The sequence below is a fragment of the Vibrio diabolicus genome (genome assembly GCF_011801455.1).
Taxonomy (GTDB): Bacteria; Pseudomonadota; Gammaproteobacteria; order Enterobacterales; family Vibrionaceae; genus Vibrio; species Vibrio diabolicus.
Window position 1 is genome coordinate 2129682 of the sequence record NZ_CP042451.1, and the last position, 18028, is coordinate 2147709.

The following is an 18028-nucleotide window of genomic DNA, read 5'->3' on the forward strand; positions in this document are numbered from 1 at the left end:
CATAGATCGTTTCTTTTCTCCTTTAACTTTTGAGTATGATGAGGTCTCCCCTTACTCAACTTGAGAGGTTGAGAAATGCTAACAAAAGAAACAGATAACGATGAACCAGAGCTTGAAGAACAAGAGAGCTTAGACCAGCATTTACAACGCTTGTCTGAGCTTTCTGTCCAAGCACTTGAAGAGCTTGCTGAAATGATCGATATCAGAGACGATATTTCAGAGGAATAAAACTTAGCCTCCCCGCTAAGTTCTATTAATAAGCCGAGACTGTCGTCCTACAGTCTCGGCTTATTTTATACGCTTTGAAGCCTCCCGCTAACAAATACAAAAACGCCCGCGTTCATTGCGGGCGTTTTGCTAGATTCGGAGTTTACGATTCAAACTCTTCGATCATCTCTTGCGCTTCGGTCTTAGGCTTATCCGTTTGACCAAAACCACGTAGACCAACTACGTGTACGTGCTCATGGTCTTTAAACACCTTACGCACCAACTTGTAGGTAGTACCTTTCTCTGGGCTGATGTTTTCTGGTGCCGCAATAAGAAGCTGCATATCCAGACGGTCACACAATTCGAACAATGTCGCGATCGATTTCGCATCCAGACGCGCTGCTTCATCCAAGAAGAGCAGACGACAAGGCACAATGTCTTTGCTGCGAAGACGACGAGATTCTTCTTCCCAGCTTTGAACAACCATCAGAAGGATTGACTGACCAGTACCGATCGCTTCACCTGTTGATAGCGCGCCAGACTCAGCCTGTAGCCAACCATCTGTACCACGGTTCACTTCTACACTTAGCTCTAGGTAGTTACGGTAATCCAGTAGCTCTTCACCCAGAACCTGAGGAGAACGTTGACCCATATCGATATGTGGGTTCACACGTTGGAACAGTTTCGCCATTGCTTCAGAGAAGGTAAAGCGAGTCGATTCGAACAGATCTTTATGCTGCTCTTGTTGTGTCGCTAGACCGTTCAGTAACACTTCGTGACTTTCACGAATTTTCACGTTTAGACGTACGCCCTTGACCTGACCGAACGAGATGTTCGACAAGCCTTGGTTCAGCATACGAATACGGTTTTGCTCACGCTGAATCGTCTTCTTGATGATGCTCGCTACCGACTCAGAGCTGATCGCTAGGCGGTTTTCACGTTGCGTTAGCTCTTCCGTTAGACGCGCCAGTTCCACTTCCATCTCTTCGATCGCTTCTACTGGGTCATCGGTGCGGATGATGTCCTGACGAATACGCTCACGAAGGTGTTGGTAAACAGCGATGTAGAACAGAACTTTACGCTCTGGGCGAGCGTTGTCTTCAGACAAACGGAGTGCATCACGCAAGTCATCATTGTTTGCAACAGCAAGACGCAGCGCACCCAATGATTTATCCGACATGGAACGCAATTCATCTGCCGACATATACGCCAGTTCACGTTTGTGTAGACGACGCTCAACATCGTTTTCACGCGCTAAGCGAAGTACTGAACACCAACCCGCTTTCGCTGCAACGACAAATTTGCGCAGCTCTGCGTATTCTTTCTGCACTTTCTTCAGACGTTTCGCCAAGCCTTTCATCTCAAGCTCGGTCGACGTTATCGTGCGCTCGTATTCACTCTTACGGCTACGTGAAGTATGTAAGCGTTCTTGCAGCTCGTCACGACGGCGCATTGCACGCTCTTCCGCGCCTTCATCGGCATTTACGCCATACTCTTGCAGCTCTTGTTTGAACTCTTGTACGGTTTCTTGCTTCGCTTGATGCGAACTCTTCAAAGACGCCAATACTTGGTTGTATTGGTTCATTTGTCCTTGTGCTTGCTTCAACTCTTCACGAGAACGAGTACGAGTCTGTTCAGCTTGAACCAACTTCGCTTTTAGCTGCTCACTCAGTTCGCTACTTTTGTTCAGAAGATCAACCGAGTCTGAGTAAGCGAAGTAGTGACGACGTTCAACCAGATCCGAGAGTGCAAAGATTTGCTTCTTAAGATCTTGTAACTGTTCATCTGCCGCTTTGTATTCTGCTTCTAGTGCATCAAATTGCTCTGGGTCAGCATCAAGCGCAGACGCAATATTCTCTAATTGCGTGATGGCTTTTGCATAGTTGTTTAAGAAGTTTTTTGCCTCTGCAAGCTGAGCGATTTTCTCTTCTAGCTCATCAAAACGTGCTTGCAATGACTCATCTTCAACAAGCACCATGTGTGACGCTAGCTTGTCCAGAGAAGACAACGCTTGCTTGCTAGTTTGAAGCTGAGAACGTTGTTGTTGCTCTTTCGCATCCAGATCCGCCAGCACGCGAGCGATTTGGTTACGCTTATCACGAATGGTTGCGAGTGCTTGTTCTGGATCGGCGTCAAAAGCAACTTGAATATGGTTAGACACAAATTGGTTAAATGCTTGGTACAAACGCTGCATTTTCTGAGAGTCAAACGCCGCTTTTGCGTGCTTCTCTACCACTTCTTCTCGTTCGTTACGCAGCAACTCTAAACGCTGCTCACGTGCCGCACGACCAAACAATGGGATCTCAGGCAAGCGAGAGTAACGCATTTGGCGATCGTTCATGCGAACACAAACCGCGCCCTCTAACTCTTCTGCATCGAACGAGCTGTCATCAAAGGCATCGATGTCACCTTCAATGATGTACAAGTCCTCTGGACAGTCGTCTAGCTCTACCAGTTTCTCTTCGATACCTGACAGGTCAGAAACAACGATAGCGTGACGAGCCGGACCGTACATCGCACTGAAGTAAGGCGCGTCATCAATCGTGATGTCATCGTAGATCTCAGACAGTAATACACCGCCTAAAGTATCAGCCAAACCTTTCAGGCGAGGGTCGTTTGAACCACCAGGAGAAGCAAGACGTTCAATCTCAGTGTCAAGCTGACTGCGACGCTCAGCAAGTTTATCTTTAGCTAAGGACAGCTCCCTTTCTTGCTCAAGAACAACCTGCATGTGGTTCATTACCGCATGGCGATCCTCAAGGTCTGCCCCGCTCTGCTCTCTCAGTTTCTCTAGCGCATCGTTCGCTGCAATCCAAGCTGGCGCTATCGCTTCAAACTTACTGATTTCTGCCGCCGCATTTTGCTCTAGACGGCGCTGTTCACCACGCTGATCACGAACTTCCTCTTGAGCTATCTCTAGTGATTCGATTTGCATCGCATGACGTTCACGTTCTTGTTCAAACGTAACTTCATCGGTTAGCTCGACGTGATATTGCTTTTTGTATTCAGCAACCAGTTCACGTGCTTGACGCTGCTGGTTAAGGCTGCGTTCGAGATCACGGTGTTGTGCTCGCCATTGCTGTTCGTTTTGTGCAATTTGCTGTGATTCTCGAGCTTTAGCGATTGCCAATTTTGCGTGCTCAGAGGCATCTTTGCGCTCAACAGGGCCAACGATGCTCTGTACAAGCTTCAATGCAGTATCAAACTGCTCTGCCGCAGCTGATGACATATCGAGCTTATGTTTCACAGATAACAACGTATTGGTATTTTCCGACTCTTTGTTTTTCAGCTCCGCCACTAACGCTTGTGCGGATTCTGCCGTTAGGTTGTCATCGCCAAGTAGCTGCTTCGCTTTCTCCAGCGCTTGAACGGCTTGTTGGTATTGAAGCGCGCGAGTTTGCTGAACGTCAAGAGCTTGCTGGTAATCAGCAAGTTGCGTCTTAAGGCTGTCCACCTCTTCTTCTGCAATGGTCGCTTGCTCTTCAGCCATCATCACGCGTTCTTGCGCTTCTTCCACTACCATCATTTGTTCTTCAAGACGCTCGCTCAGCTCTTCAAGATCTTCTTGGTAGCGCTCGATCTTCTCTTGCTGACGCAGCGCGTTTTGCACCAGTTGCAAGTGATCAGAAGCCGCTTGGTAGTCTTGCTCTAAAGAAGATTCTGACTCGATCAGCAGTTCCAGCTCTTCTTGAACGCGGTTAAGCAGATTGTTTTGCTCAATCAAGGTCTCGCGAGAACCAAATAACTCTGAACGCAAAGACAATGTCTGTTCTAGTTTTTTACGACGCTCGTTGGCATGGCGCATATAGTCAGCTGCCACGTAGTTGGTCGACTCTGTAATCAAGTGTTTGAACAAGTCACGGTCTGCTTGCGTAGTTTTGATCGCTTCTAGCGTCATGCGGTTTTCACGCAGCGCCGATTCCATATCTTGGAACGCTTTCTTCACGCCGCCGTTTTGTGGCAGAAGGTAGTCACGTAGCGAGCGCGTAATCGCACTTGAAATACCACCGTAAAGCGATGCTTCGATCAGGCGGTAGAATTTAGAGCGGTCACCAGAGTTACGCAGTTTCTTCGGAATCACACCGAATTCAAACATTTGTGCGTGGTAATCCACGATAGAAGAGAACGCTTTGAACTGAACGCCTTCAAATTCCGCGATCGATTCTTTTACTTCGTTGATTTGACGTACACGAGCTTGAGTCGCAGATACGCTTTCAACCAAGATATCCGTTGGTTTCACATGGCTTGGAAGACCTTGGATCACAAACGGTTTGATGTCTACTTTCTTATCACGACCCGCAACTTGCTGCAGTTTTACTGCAAACAATAGGCGTTGGTTACGTGAGTTCACCACGTCCAACGCCGCATAACATGCGCCCGGCTGCAGCTTACCGTACAAACCTTTGTCGCGAGACGATTGGCTGCTGCCTGCTTCTGTGGTGTTACGGAAGTGCAGTAGCGTTTGGTCAGGAATCAATGCGGTGATGAACGCCGCCATTGTGGTTGATTTACCTGCACCGTTACCACCTGATAGCGTGGTGACCAGACCATCGATGTCAAACGTACGGGCAAAGAAGCCGTTCCAGTTGACCATGGTCAGCGATTGGTATTTACCGCGTTCAATCATGCTCATGCTTCACCCTCTTCTGTTGTTTCTTCTTGGGCTTGGTCGTCTTGATCTTCTTCAGACAATAGGCTGCCTTGGCTTGGCTCTTTGGTGTGCACTACCGCTTCACCATCACGGATCAGGCGTAGCTGCGCTTCACGCATATCATCGCCAATACGTACATCGGCACCAAAGCGGAATACCGCTTCACTAATGCTGAATTTACCGGTTTCACCGATGTTGATGATCATGCCTAGACGACGCAGACGACGAAGTGACGTACGTACTTTTTCAAACAGCTTTTCTTTATCAAGGTCAGAACCGGTAGCACGGTTCGTCACTAGCTTCATCAGCTTGTTTTCATCAGCCAGAGCAAGTAGCTCGTCGTACAACTCTTGGTTAGTGAAGATGCCTTCGTGCGCAAGACGCTCTGGGCTTAGGTAAAGGAAACACAGTACCTTACCCACCAGCATATCCAGCTCAGAAAGCACACTGCGGCCAATCAAAGAAGTTGAACGAGGACGAAGGTAGAAGAAACCTTCTGGCGCTTTCACCAATTCGGTATTGTAGCGCTGGTAGAAAGAAGAAAGCTCAAGTTCGAAGTCCGATAACAACGCGTGGTTATCCAGATCTTCACTTGAGATATGACGCCCTGCTCGTAGCATGCTGTCTAGCGCTGGGAACAGAGGGTTAGAGATTGCTTTTGCCAGATTCTCTGACATGTATTCATTAGTATCGGTCGATGACATTCGCTTGTACCTTTGCCCCAAATTCGTTGATCGCTTTCCAGTCTGGTTGAATCGCTTGGTAATCCGATTCTGAATACCCTAGACGCACAGCTTGATCGACAATAATGCGAGCTAAATCAAAATGATGAGTGTAAGGATGCTGTGCAAGGTAATCTCGCAATACCACACTCAAGTCGATTGGCGTGCCTTGATCTTTATGCGCTTTTAGCATGTCACCAATTCGTTCAGACAACTCATCATTGACTTGTTGAAATTCTTCATACTCTACTTCCATCGGAACTTGGCCGGTCACTTCGTCATCACGTAGCACCAACGCCTCATCACGAAGGTCAGAAAGCCTTTCCGCATCTGCATAAGTCAGATACCAAGGCGCATCGAAGTAATCTTTGACGGATTGACGCAGACGCGAGCTAAACGCACGGTTCTTATCCATATCAATTGCAGTACGGATGAACTTGTGTACATGTCGGTCGTAGCCAATCCAAAGGTCGATCGCTTGCTGGCCCCAGCTTGTGATTCGGTCCAGCTTCATTTGCAGACCAAACAACGCTTCTTCGATGAACTCTAGCTCAGGATCGCCGTACACAATTTCTTGAATATCTAGGATCTGAGTTTGCAGTTCATCACTGGCGGCTTGCAGCGTATCTTGAAGTTCACGCAACGTGCTTGATGTTTCTGATAGGAGCGCTTCACAGTTGTTGATCGCTTCGCGCCAGTCTTTATTTAGCAGATCGGCAATTTGTTGTTTTACAGATTGCTGCTGCTCATCCATCACACGTTGGTTAAGATCGATTTGATCGAAGATTTCGCCTACAGAATATTTTAAAACTCCGTATACGTTTTTCTTCCAGTGGCCCGGTGTGCCACCTTTTTGTGCTGCCTCAATCGCTTTAGCCATTTCATCTGCCACCATAGACAGTTGAATAGAAAGGCGCAGTTTCGAGAACTCACGATGACGCACGTAGTAATCGGTAATTCCTATCGCTAAAGGCGACAAGCGGTAAATGCTCGCTCCATCAGTAATCTCACTGACAAAACGGCTAATAAGGCGCTGCTTTACCATCTCGTTGATGGCGTTGTTAGCACGAAAAGCGGATGCTTCGCCAGTCTCATCAAATAATCGAGTGACGATGGCAAACGCATCATGCAATTCACCTTCACCCAATTCTTCATCGAACCTTTCATTACTCAGTACGGCAATGGCTATTAAGAATGCCAATCGCTCTGTGGTCAGGTTCAACGAGAAATCGTGCTGCTTAACCCAGCCAACCAACTCATCGATTGGTTGCTCTGCAGCATTGAGAGTCATCTCACTCATTGTTATTCCTGTTTATCGTTCTTTTTAGCCCACACATGAATGTAGCGGCCTAATGAGAGGTATGGCTCTTGTCGACAAAGTTGTTTTTCTAGCGCCAACACATCTTCAAACTCGTAATCGCCCATGTATTGCATATTACCTATGTAATCACTAAATGAGCGGATACCAGATTTACCACAAATACTAAAGCCTGAATCTTCTATCCATTGGTAGACTTCTTCAGGTTTTAAGCCTTTTTGCGGCTGTAGTTTAAATCTTTTTCGGTGAGGCATGCCGTCTAATATATGAGGAATGTTGCCACAAACCACGTTTTTATAGACTAAACCATGGTGGTTATAGAACATCACTGATGCGATGCCTCCCGGTTTTACTTGTTCTAGTACCGTTTCAAGTGCGGCCTTAGGATCGACCAACCACTCCATGACGGCGTGAAACATAACAAGATCCACCTGTTCATCCATATGCTCACCAATGGATTGGACAGGCGAATGAATCAGGCGATACTGCTCAAGCAAACCGTTTTTTTCAATATCCTGCTTAGCCAACTGCAGCATTTCCGAAGATAGATCACATAAAGCGATTCGATGTCCGAGCTTAGCAAGCTTTTGCGACATTTGTGCCAAACCACCACCAGCATCCAACACCTCTAGGGGTTGCTGGTCAGCATCTAATTCACTTAGAATCTGTAGAAAATCTTCCCACACAATGATTTGGCGGATCTCCCCTTTGTCGGAGCCGTAAATATTTTTTGCAAATTTGTGGGCGATATCGTCGAAATTGCGGTCTTCTGTCACTTCTGCTGAGTTATCATAACGGATTGTGCCGCTATTCTGGCACAAGGAAAGCAGGAATAAAGAGGGGTACCCTCATTTTTATTATCAATTGATGTTTTTTCGGACTATTTATGTATGTTTGAGCTGAAAAAAGTAGTGTCAGCCTTGCTTATGCCACTTCCGGCATTGCTGCTGATAGGCTTGTTGGGTCTTGCTCTCATTAGTTTTACCACAAAACGTAAAACTGGCTGCTTCGTTGTTCTATTCTCTTTTGTTGGCATTTTTCTTGTTGCCTTCCAACCTGTTTCAACCAAGCTTCTTATGCCATTAGAGCGAGAGCATAAAGCCTTTTTGCCAGTTTCTGGCACCATCGACTACGTGATGGTTTTAGGGAATGGTCATGTTATCGATGACGAAATTCCACCCACCTCGCAGTTAAGCCGTGCAGCATTAATGCGCTTAACTGAAGGCATTCGTATTTTAAGAATGTATCCAGGTGCTAAATTAATTTTGTCTGGCTATGCTGGCGGTTCTGAAATTAGCCATGCGAGAATGATGGCGAACGTTGCCCTTGCGTTGGGAGTCGCGAAATCCGATATCATTTTATTAGAAGATGCGAAAGATACGTGGGAAGAGGCGCGTCAAGCGGCTGCATTCGTTCAACAAAAGGAGATTGTGTTAGTCACTTCTGCGAGCCACATGAGCCGTGCATTGTATGAGTTCAACGCAGCAGGCATTAAACCAATCCCAGCCCCGACCAACTTCTTAGCTATTAGCGAAATCAGTCAACCTTGGGATAAATACTCACCTAAAGCGCGTTACTTAGAACAAACGGAGCTTTATTGGCATGAGTACTTGGGCAGCATTTGGCAAAGATTGCGTGATACTGTCGGCCAAACACCAATGGTTGAAGCAAAGTAGTACTATCTTGAAACCACAAAAAAGGAGAGCCGAAGCTCTCCTTTTCTTTTTAAGACTTAGGTTTGTTCAGTTTAATCACCAGCAAACATATAGCCTTCGCCGTGCACCGTCACAAAAATTTGCGGGTTCTTTGGATCAAACTCCATTTTTGCGCGCATACGTCGAATAAGAACATCAATAGTACGATCATTGGGAGCATCAACTCGGTGGCTGATCATATTCAAAATACGCTCGCGACTTAACACCTGGTTAGGGTAAGACGATAACGCCACCAAAAGTTCGTATTCTGCTTTGGTCAATTTTACGGGTTCGCCGTTACGGCTCAGCGCACGACGTTGAATGTCGAATGTCCACTCTCCAAAACGTACAATATGTTCTTCACTGGTTTCGTTCGCTTTCGCGCTACCGCTACGCGCTGCTGAAATACGCCACAGCAAGTTTTTAACGCGAACCAACAACTCCCTCAGTTCAAAAGGTTTTGTCACATAATCGTCAGCGCCCATTTCTAGGCCTACGATTTTATCAATGCTATCCGTGCGTCCTGTTACTAATATGATACCAATATCCGATTGGCTACGTAATTCACGAGTAAGCATCAGGCCGTCTTCACCCGGCAGGTTGATATCCAGCATGATCAGGTCTACATCGCCCGCTTGCAGGACCTCACGCATTTCTGCGCCACTCTCTGCTTCGCTGACTTGGTAACCCTCATTTTGGAAATATCCCGCAAGCTTACTACGAGTTACAACATCATCTTCTACGACTAATACGTGATAGCTCATTTACACCACTTTTCTGTCTTCTTATTATCCAAGACGTATTCTATTCATAACTAGTAACATTTCTAGTCATAGATACATTAAAAAGCAAGATTTAGCGTTTTTATTGATTCAAAACAAGCTTACCCATCGCTATTAATAAACGTTAATTTTTGACCATAAAACATAATAATTATAGTTACTGCTATTCATTTTAATTGATTACACTTAGGGGATATCCCTAATTGACTTTGTGATGCACAACTTGAAGCATCATTCAGGAGCCCAAAATGCAAGAAGTGAAAGCTTTTAATGAAAAACGCGCTGAAATTTACTGGTGGTTTTCGAGCTTGTTCGCAAAAGAACTAACAGAGAAAGAGCTGGAAGCCTACCACAGTGTTGAAATTCGCAGTTTTCTAGCAGGTTTAGGTGAAAATGAGTCGCTGAAACCAGCTGTTGATAGCCTCGTTGATGCGCTAAACCGATTGCAAGATCGTGAAGACGCTCAATTGGAGCTTGCTGCTGACTTTTGTGAACTGTTTTTGAAGACAGAAAAATACGGCGCTCTTCCTTACGCATCTATGTACATCGGTGAATCAGGTTTGCTGAATGACAAGCCAGCCGAGGAAATGGAAAAGTTGATGGCAGAATTTGGCGTTCAAGTAGATGAAAATCTAAAAGAGCCTGCGGACCACTTAGCCGTTGAACTCGACTTTCTCGGCAACATGATTATCCGCTCAAACGAACTTGAGCAAGAAAAACACATGGAAGAAGCCTTCGTTAAACAAAACGACTTTATCCAGCAACAGTTGATGTCTTGGTTACCTCAGTTTGCAGACAAATGTAAACAATTCGACGAATTTGGGTTCTACTCGAACGTCGCGAAACTATTAGTTGCATTTTGTAAACTAGACAGCGCTTACCTTCTTGGGGAATAATTGCCGCCTATTTTTTTAAGGAGCCCGCCTATCGGGCTTCCTGTATACCTGAAATAACTGAATGTAAGTAAGTTGGGTATATTATTCGTTTGCCTTAACTTAGCTCAAAGACGCTTGGTTATTTAGCAGTCAAAATGTGACTTCAAATACACAAATCTCTTGCTGAAAACATTGCTAGTCAGTCCACATAGGGCTAAAATGTGAGCGCAAACGATTAAATATGATTTATATGTAAACCGCTGAAATATAGCGGTTTTTGTGTTTTTTAACAGGTTGATGGCAATTTCTCATCAGATAGAAAAAAGATAAAATTCATCGACCGATGCTGCTACGTACCCTTTTGTCGTGCTTGGACCAACCGCTGCCGAAACACTTAGCGCCAACCTTAGATTGCTGGGTGTAAAACCATTAGAGCATCAGGTACATCCAACACGACATATTTCAGTAGCTCGATACAGGACACCATTTATGGCCACTATAAAAGACGTTGCTCGCTTAGCCGGCGTTTCCACTACGACAGTTTCGCACGTTATCAATAAAACGCGTTTCGTTGCAGAAGCAACGCAAGAAAAAGTAATGAAAGCCGTGGACGAGTTGAATTACGCGCCAAGTGCGGTTGCACGCAGCCTAAAGTGCAACTCAACTCGTACTATTGGCATGTTAGTAACGCAGTCAACCAACCTATTCTTCTCAGAAGTGATTGACGGGGTTGAGAGCTACTGTTACCGCCAAGGCTACACTCTGATTCTGTGTAATACGGGTGGGATTTACGAAAAACAACGCGATTACATCCGTATGCTGGCTGAAAAACGTGTTGATGGCATCCTAGTGATGTGTTCTGACTTAACCGAAGAGCTTAAAGAGATGCTTGACCGTCATGCCGACATTCCTAAAGTGGTCATGGATTGGGGTCCAGAAAGCTCACAAGCGGACAAGATCATGGATAACTCAGAAGAAGGTGGCTACATCGCAACCAAACATCTGATCGACAATGGCCATACTGATATTGCTTGTCTAAGCGGTCATTTTGAAAAACTTGCTTGCCAAGAGCGCATTGCAGGTTTCCGTCGCGCGATGAGCGAAGCAAACCTAGCTGTAAATGAAGATTGGATCCTTGAAGGTAACTTTGAATGTGATACGGCCGTCTTAGTCGCAGATAAAATTACAGCAATGGACAAACGTCCGACAGCGGTATTCTGTTTTAACGACACAATGGCTTTGGGCTTAATGAGCCGCCTACAACAAAACGGTATCAAAGTTCCTGATGATATTTCAGTGATCGGCTACGACAACATCGAGCTTGCGGAATACTTCTCTCCACCGTTAACCACTATCCACCAACCTAAACGTCGTGTGGGTAAAAATGCGTTCGAGATCCTACTTGAGCGAATCAAAGATAAAGAACACGAAAAGCGAATTTTCGAAATGCAACCTGAGCTTGTAATTCGAAACACCGTGAAGAAAATGAACTAAAATTCGCCAAATATAACGATGTCAAATAAGCGCTCTAAAAGGGCGCTTATTTTTTGTATCTAAATAACTTTTCCCTGACTTAGGTTTGTTAGACAAAAAATCTCGAATCTCTAAGTCTCTGTTTTATATGTAGGTAAATCACACTCGCTCACAACCTCGAGATCATCCCGCCTTATTCTCAAATATGCACAAATATGCGCTTGTCGACACTTTTTATTGAACCAAAATCACACTTTTACGGGTAAAACGTGATGTTAATTCAATATACGAAGTATGCTCATTCTGTCACGCACAGGGCAAACCATTCGAAAGGGTGGGACGCAAAGCCTCCGGCCTGAACCATAGTACTATATGGAAGGTAGCGGGGTTACCGATGGCAAGTGTGCAAGCGATGACTTTACCCTGTAATGACATTGCTTTTGCGCATGTTTGCTACTCTCTCGGACCTGACTTTTGGTGGCGTAATATTAATTACACCGAGATAACAAAACATGGATAAACCGATACTCAAAGACTCTATGAAGCTATTTGAGGCACTTGGTAATATCAAGTCGCGCTCAATGTTTGGTGGCTTCGGACTATTCGCTGATGAAACAATGTTTGCACTAGTTGTAAATAATCAGCTTCATATAAGAGCAGACCAACAAACTTCATCTGACTTCGAGAAACAAGGGCTAAAGCCTTACGTTTATAAAAAACGTGGCTTCCCAGTCGTTACTAAGTACTACGCAATTTCCAACGATTTATGGGAGTCTAGCGAACGCTTAATCGAAGTAGCTAACCAATCGTTGAAAAAGGCAAAGCTTGAAAAAGAACAGCAAGCAACTACAAAGCCTAATCGCTTAAAAGATTTGCCTAACTTACGACTGGCAACTGAACGCATGCTGAAAAAAGCAGGCATTGAGTCAGTAGAAAAACTGGAAGAGGAAGGTGCACTTAACGCTTATAAAGCGATAAGAGATACGCACTCTGCAACCGTCAACATTGAGCTGTTATGGGCACTAGAAGGTGCTATTAACGGTACTCATTGGAGCGTTGTACCTCAAGCTCGCCGAGATGAGTTGATGAATGGCCTCCAATAAAAGTCGGCCTTAAAAACTATCTTGTAAAACCGCAGTCTAATCTGCGGTTTTTTTGTGAAATTTTTTCGACTTTCATTCTGTCTTATTACATATATCCCAAATTGGAATCATAAATATGAATAAGAAACTGATATTAGGCCTAATCCTGGTCGCGATCATTATCTTTTTAGGCGTTAACTTTAGTCAGTATTTAACGTTGGAAAATGCAAAAGCACAACAAGAAGCGCTGACCACATACATCGATCAGAACTTTGTTTTTTCGGCAGCTATTTACTTTTTTGCCTACATTGCAATTACCGCTTTTTCTATTCCTGGGGCAGCTGTGGTTACATTACTTGGTGCGGCTCTATTTGGTTTTTGGACGAGCTTATTACTGGTTTCTTTCGCCAGTACTATGGGTGCAACACTAGCATTTTTAAGCAGCCGATATTTGCTGCGTGACTGGGTACAAAACAAGTTTGGCAATAAGTTAATCGCAATTAATCAAGGCGTCGAAAAAGACGGTGCATTTTATCTATTTTCCTTGCGTCTCATTCCGGTATTCCCTTTCTTTCTTATCAACTTGTTGATGGGCTTAACGCCAATGTCTGTAGGTCGATTTTACCTTACTAGCCAAGTAGGTATGTTGCCAGGCACTGCAGTTTACTTAAACGCCGGTACTCAGTTAGCAACAATTGAAAGCCTGTCAGGCATTATTTCACCTGCGGTATTGGCCTCTTTTGCGTTACTGGGGCTGTTTCCAATCATCACTAAATGGGTTATGAATAAAGTAAGGCCAACACCGAGTCAGCAAAACTCATAATTAGTAAGTGGACGTGTTTAATGAAAATATTCATTGCTAAAAACCCAGCAGAAGCGCATATCGTGTGCGAATTATTGAAAACCGAGCAAGTCTACTGTGAAGTCCGCGGAGAAGGTATTTTCGGTTTAAAAGGAGAGCTGCCGTTTAGTGATGATACCGATCCTTATGTCTGGCTTTTTGACGCCAAACAACAAGTAAAAGCAGAAGGAATAGTACAAGCCTACCGCAAACAATCCGATGGAAATGAGTATCAAGATTGGCAGTGCCCGAAGTGCCATGAGGTAAACGAGGGGCAGTTTGGTGCTTGTTGGCAATGTGGACATCAAATAGGGGAGCCTTAATAACTCCCCTACTCCTACTCAATCGATTTATTCAGCGCTAAGCAGAAACCATTTGCTGCTTAATAAATTCGATGGAATGTTGATTGAAATCTTCAGGGCGCTCAACATTACAAACATGACCACAGTTGGGGATCTCTCGTAAAACACTAAGCTTATGCGCCGCAACCATTTCTTTAACAGGCTTAATAAACATGTAATCTCTGTCGCCCATTAAATAGAGTGTGGGAATGGGTAACTCTCGATCTTTAAAATACTTCATTAAAGGATTTACATCAGCAGCAAGAATAAACCAACGTTTAAATTCTTTTTGGCAAAGCTTCTTGGCCTCACGAATAAAAAGATGGCGAGACTCTCGCTGGCTTCTCTGTGGCATAACAATGTACGCAAAAAGTTTGTAGAGCCACATGTACGGCAGAATGTGCTTACAAAAATTACCTAATTTAACCAATATTTGAGAACGAGTATTGAGCCTTGTGACAGCGCCACCGAGCACCATTGAACGCACGCGCTCTGCTGATAATTCAGCAAGGTTTCGAACAATAATGGTACCAAGCGACATACCGACAAAATGAGCGGATTGGATCTTTAAATGGTCCAATACTTTCAAAATATCTTGGGTGACTTCCGTAAAGGTATAACGGCTGGCAATGAGCTCTTTAAGTAACTGATTTGACTTTCCATGACCTCTTAAATCGATCAGCAATAAGTTAAAGTGTTGCTTGTAAGCTTTGATTTGCTTGAACCAGATAGAAGAGCTACCGCCAGCACCATGCACAAATACAACCCACTCATGACTAGTAGGGTGCAAATAGGTTTTATGAAAAAGTAGCGGCTGGGTCATATTCAAGTATCAAAAAGGTCGTGCTATTGAGTAAAAAGCCATCCTACCACACTCCCCTTACTCAAGATAATAAAGGCACCTTATTCGGTGCCTTTCGTTACAATTTTAAGTCAATTTAACGCCGAATTGTAAAGTTGCAAATAAGCTTCTGCGGCCTTTTGCCAACAAAAATCTTGTTGCATCGCGTGCAACTGTACTTTATTCACTTCAGGTTCGTTTTGAGCATAGAGCAACAGTGCCCTTAGCATCGTTAACAACAATGCCTGCGGTGTCGGTTCGAAAAAAACAAACCCCGTCGCTTCAGAAGGGTTCACATCATAATCGTTGACGCTGTCTTTTAGACCACCGACACCACGTACTATCGGCAATGTCCCATAAGCCATACTATAGATTTGGTTTAAACCACATGGTTCAAACTCAGAAGGCATCAGAAAGAAATCAGAACCCGCTTCAACGATATGCGCAAGTTCATTATCATAGGCTTCTACGAAGACAAATTTACTAGAAAACTGTGCAGCAACCTCTTCTAGCTGAGCGGCTAGTACAGGGTCTCCGGTCCCAACGACAACTAGTTGAACATCGTGCTTCAAAAAATCGGCCAAAGCAGGCAACAAGTAATGCACACCTTTTTGCTGGGTCAACCGACAAACCATACCGAACATGGCTACATCTTTTTCAGGCAAATTTAGCCGCAGTTGTAATGCTTGTTTACACGCTTTCTTGCCTTGCGTCATACTTTGTTGGTCAGCGCAGTAATTAACTGGCAAGTAAGTATCCGTTTCCGGGTTCCAAGCACTGTAATCACAACCGTTCAAAATACCAACTAAGTCCTGCGCGCGTTGCTGAAACTCCCAAGCCATTCCATGACTGCCAAGCTCTGTTTTGAGTTCCTCTGCGTACGTAGGGCTGACCGCGTTTATCTTATCGGCATTCATTACACCAGCTTTGAGCATAGTAATATGCGTTGCACTCACCGCAGCATCGGGAACGTTTCGACAATGAAACTCTGGCAAGCACTGCACGTCTTCATAACTAAATACGCCTTTAAAGACCGCATTGTGAATTGAAATGACGCTTTTAGTATGAGCAAAAAACGGATCATTGCTATACCTGTGCTTGAGCAAAAATGGAACAAGACCAGTGTGCCAATCGTTCGCGTGTATGATATCCGGCTGAAAAGCAAGCTTCGGCAACATGTCTAAACATGCCGCACTAAAAAACGCAAAGCGCTCACCATTATCGGTATACGCTTGGTTGTTCTCCGCATACATCGATGGTCGATTGAAATACGGCTGACAATCAATCAGATAAACAGGATTTTGACCTAGCATGAGCCGCAGAACTCGATACTCCGTATGCGGCCATGATGTTAGTTCTGTTTCTAATACAACTTCTGCGTCAGCGAGTTTATCAATACTGCTGTACGCAGGGATGGTAATTCTTACGTCTTGCTGTAGGTTTTGAAGGGCTTCCGGTAGTGCCTTGGCAACGTCTGCCAAGCCACCACTTTTAATGAGACCTTCAACCTCAGAAGCTACAAACAGAATAGATAAGTTGTTAGTAGCCAACTCGAGCTCCTTTCGGAATAACAACAATGCCCTCCTCAGACACGTGGAAGTGTTTTTTATCTTCTTGAAGATTCACACCAATCTGAGTACCAGGAGCAATATCGGCATCCTTATCGACAATCACACGACGTAAAACACAGCCTTCGCCAATTTTCACGTCACCAAGAAGGATACATTCGCTGATATCGCAAGCAGATGCAATATTACTGCGGAACCCAAGCACCGACTTTTCTATTCTTGAGCCTCTGACGTAACTGCCATTACATACCAAACTGTCGATGATCTGAACACGGCCATTATCAGAGTCTGTAAATGTCGCTGGCGGCAATGGAGGATAATAAGTATGCAGCGGCCATTTACGGTTATATAGTGAAAACGGTGCGTCTTTTTCTAGCAGATCCATGTGCGCTTCCCAGTACGCATCAATGGTTCCCACGTCACGCCAGTACACCTCTTCTCTTTCACCGCTGATTTTGTTAGTACTGAAGTCATACACGAACACGTCACCTCGAGGGAACATCTTAGGAATAATGTCCTTCCCAAAATCATGTGATGAAGCTTCATTATCCGCATCTTCAACCAACTCAGAGAATAACACCTGAGCTTCAAAAACGTAGTTACCCATTGAAACTAAAGCGTAATCAGGATCGCCAGGAATCGACTTCGGGTTTGCTGGTTTCTCTTCAAAGCCTATCATGCGACCTTCACTGTCCACTTCGATAACCCCAAATTGCGACGCCTCTTTTAGTGGCATACGCAATGCAGATACCGTCAGAGAAGCCTGCTTTTCTGAATGGAAGTTCAGCATTTGTTTGATATCCATCTTATAGATATGGTCAGAGCCAAAAATACAAACTTGCTCTGGTTCCTCTAATTCCATAAAACGGAGATTTTGATAGATCGCGTCTGCCGTTCCTTCGTACCAACGCTTACCAGTGCGCATTTGAGCAGGAATAGGATCGATAAAGCGGTCAGTGATGCCATTAATGTTCCAGCCCTTTTTTAAATGATGGAACAAAGATTGAGATTTAAATTGGGTGAGGACGTAAATGCGCATTAAATCCGCATTTACAAAATTGTTTAGAGCAAAATCGATCAATCGATAGCTACCACCAAACGGTACCGAAGGTTTACTACGAGATTCTGTTAAAGGTCTCAAACGAGAGCCTTCACCGCCAGCAAGAATCATTCCCAAAACACCAGCCATTTGTTGTTCTCCATATCGTTATAGCTTGGATTTGGTACTCGCTTGAATGAGTCATACTCGGGGAGTCAAGCGAATACATTTAGTAACCGTATCAGGAGTTTCTTTGAACTCTTACAACACGATAAAAAAGCTACGGCACTTCCAGTATGCAACGTCCACTCTTTTCTTATTTTTCGACGCAAAATGCACACAGTTGCACTAATTTTTGTAATAAATTATCTAAGCAGGTTCTAAATTACAATTTTTAATACGCCATTCTGTGTTCCATACAGTTCTTGCTTACTCAAGACGATATCTAGATCACACATGCAAAAGCAAACGATTACATTATGAAAACAATTTACGAACGGATTCACTACACCACCGACTTTTTGAGCTTAATATATAACAAATATATGAATGCAAAATGAAAGTTACGACGAATGTTTTTTACATAAAAAATAC

At 44.4% G+C, this 18028-nt stretch carries 15 protein-coding genes and 1 riboswitch; of the genes, 7 read left to right on the plus strand and 8 right to left on the minus strand.

Annotated elements, in window-relative coordinates; translation table 11 throughout:
- Window positions 1–75: 75 nt before the first annotated feature.
- A complete protein-coding gene (locus FR741_RS10145; protein WP_005390736.1) occupies window positions 76–228 on the plus strand; it encodes a hypothetical protein in 153 nt (50 codons plus the stop codon).
- A 142-nt stretch (window positions 229–370) separates the two neighbouring features.
- Here the strand turns inward: FR741_RS10145 and mukB are convergent, their stop codons facing one another.
- Genes mukB through cmoM form a run of 4 tightly spaced genes read right to left on the minus strand, consistent with a single transcriptional unit; the run spans window position 371 to window position 7674 of the window.
- Window positions 371–4834, minus strand: coding sequence for a chromosome partition protein MukB (mukB, locus tag FR741_RS10150; RefSeq protein ID WP_167427107.1), 4464 nt, complete (start codon window positions 4832–4834; stop codon window positions 371–373).
- Between the two features lie 2 nt (window positions 4835–4836).
- Window positions 4837–5562, minus strand: a complete 726-nt coding sequence (gene mukE, locus FR741_RS10155; RefSeq protein WP_005378379.1) for a chromosome partition protein MukE — start codon at window positions 5560–5562, stop codon at window positions 4837–4839.
- Window positions 5543–6880: a chromosome partition protein MukF gene (mukF, locus tag FR741_RS10160; RefSeq protein WP_048626187.1), complete on the minus strand. Its 1338-nt coding sequence runs from the start codon at window positions 6878–6880 to the stop codon at window positions 5543–5545. Before mukF ends, mukE begins: the two co-directional genes overlap by 20 nt.
- Window positions 6881–6882: 2 nt before the next feature.
- Window positions 6883–7674 carry a tRNA uridine 5-oxyacetic acid(34) methyltransferase CmoM gene (cmoM, locus tag FR741_RS10165; protein ID WP_012841987.1) on the minus strand — a complete coding sequence of 264 codons (792 nt, stop codon included), beginning with the start codon at window positions 7672–7674 and terminating at the stop codon, window positions 6883–6885.
- Window positions 7675–7788: 114 nt separating this feature from the next.
- Between cmoM and elyC the strand changes: the two genes are divergently transcribed.
- Entirely contained in the window at window positions 7789–8574 is a 786-nt protein-coding gene (gene elyC, locus FR741_RS10170) for an envelope biogenesis factor ElyC (RefSeq protein ID WP_006742121.1), read from the plus strand.
- Window positions 8575–8645: 71 nt separating this feature from the next.
- Here elyC and torR read toward each other — a convergent pair whose 3' ends face one another.
- Window positions 8646–9356 (minus strand): two-component system response regulator TorR, encoded by a 711-nt coding sequence (gene torR / locus FR741_RS10175; protein WP_005390726.1) that lies wholly within the window; start codon window positions 9354–9356, stop codon window positions 8646–8648.
- Window positions 9357–9622: 266 nt separating this feature from the next.
- On the opposite strand from torR, the gene torD reads away from it, so the two are divergent.
- The 5 genes from torD to FR741_RS10200 all read left to right on the plus strand — a co-directional run bounded on the left by torD (window position 9623) and on the right by FR741_RS10200 (window position 13968).
- Window positions 9623–10270 (plus strand): molecular chaperone TorD, encoded by a 648-nt coding sequence (torD, locus tag FR741_RS10180; RefSeq protein ID WP_065645390.1) that lies wholly within the window; start codon window positions 9623–9625, stop codon window positions 10268–10270.
- A gap of 468 nt (window positions 10271–10738) precedes the next feature.
- The gene (gene purR / locus FR741_RS10185; protein WP_053807169.1) at window positions 10739–11743 is read left to right on the plus strand and encodes an HTH-type transcriptional repressor PurR; all 1005 of its coding nucleotides are present in this window, start codon (window positions 10739–10741) and stop codon (window positions 11741–11743) included.
- 285 nt (window positions 11744–12028) lie between these two features.
- Window positions 12029–12118: riboswitch (cyclic di-GMP riboswitch) on the plus strand.
- 116 nt (window positions 12119–12234) lie between these two features.
- Complete coding sequence (locus FR741_RS10190) at window positions 12235–12825, plus strand: TfoX/Sxy family DNA transformation protein (RefSeq protein ID WP_005390721.1); 591 nt, start codon at window positions 12235–12237, stop codon at window positions 12823–12825.
- Window positions 12826–12940: 115 nt separating this feature from the next.
- Complete coding sequence (locus FR741_RS10195) at window positions 12941–13627, plus strand: TVP38/TMEM64 family protein (RefSeq protein WP_046874737.1); 687 nt, start codon at window positions 12941–12943, stop codon at window positions 13625–13627.
- Window positions 13628–13647: 20 nt separating this feature from the next.
- Window positions 13648–13968: a hypothetical protein gene (locus tag FR741_RS10200; protein ID WP_005390719.1), complete on the plus strand. Its 321-nt coding sequence runs from the start codon at window positions 13648–13650 to the stop codon at window positions 13966–13968.
- Between the two features lie 37 nt (window positions 13969–14005).
- Here the strand turns inward: FR741_RS10200 and FR741_RS10205 are convergent, their stop codons facing one another.
- The 3 genes from FR741_RS10205 to glgC form a co-directional block, all read right to left on the minus strand.
- Entirely contained in the window at window positions 14006–14809 is an 804-nt protein-coding gene (locus tag FR741_RS10205; protein WP_046874735.1) for an alpha/beta fold hydrolase, read from the minus strand.
- 110 nt (window positions 14810–14919) lie between these two features.
- Window positions 14920–16377 (minus strand): glycogen synthase GlgA, encoded by a 1458-nt coding sequence (gene glgA / locus FR741_RS10210; protein ID WP_046874734.1) that lies wholly within the window; start codon window positions 16375–16377, stop codon window positions 14920–14922.
- The gene (gene glgC / locus FR741_RS10215) at window positions 16367–17584 is read right to left on the minus strand and encodes a glucose-1-phosphate adenylyltransferase (RefSeq protein WP_005390714.1); all 1218 of its coding nucleotides are present in this window, start codon (window positions 17582–17584) and stop codon (window positions 16367–16369) included. The genes glgA and glgC overlap by 11 nt, the downstream gene beginning before the upstream one ends.
- Window positions 17585–18028 lie beyond the last annotated feature (444 nt).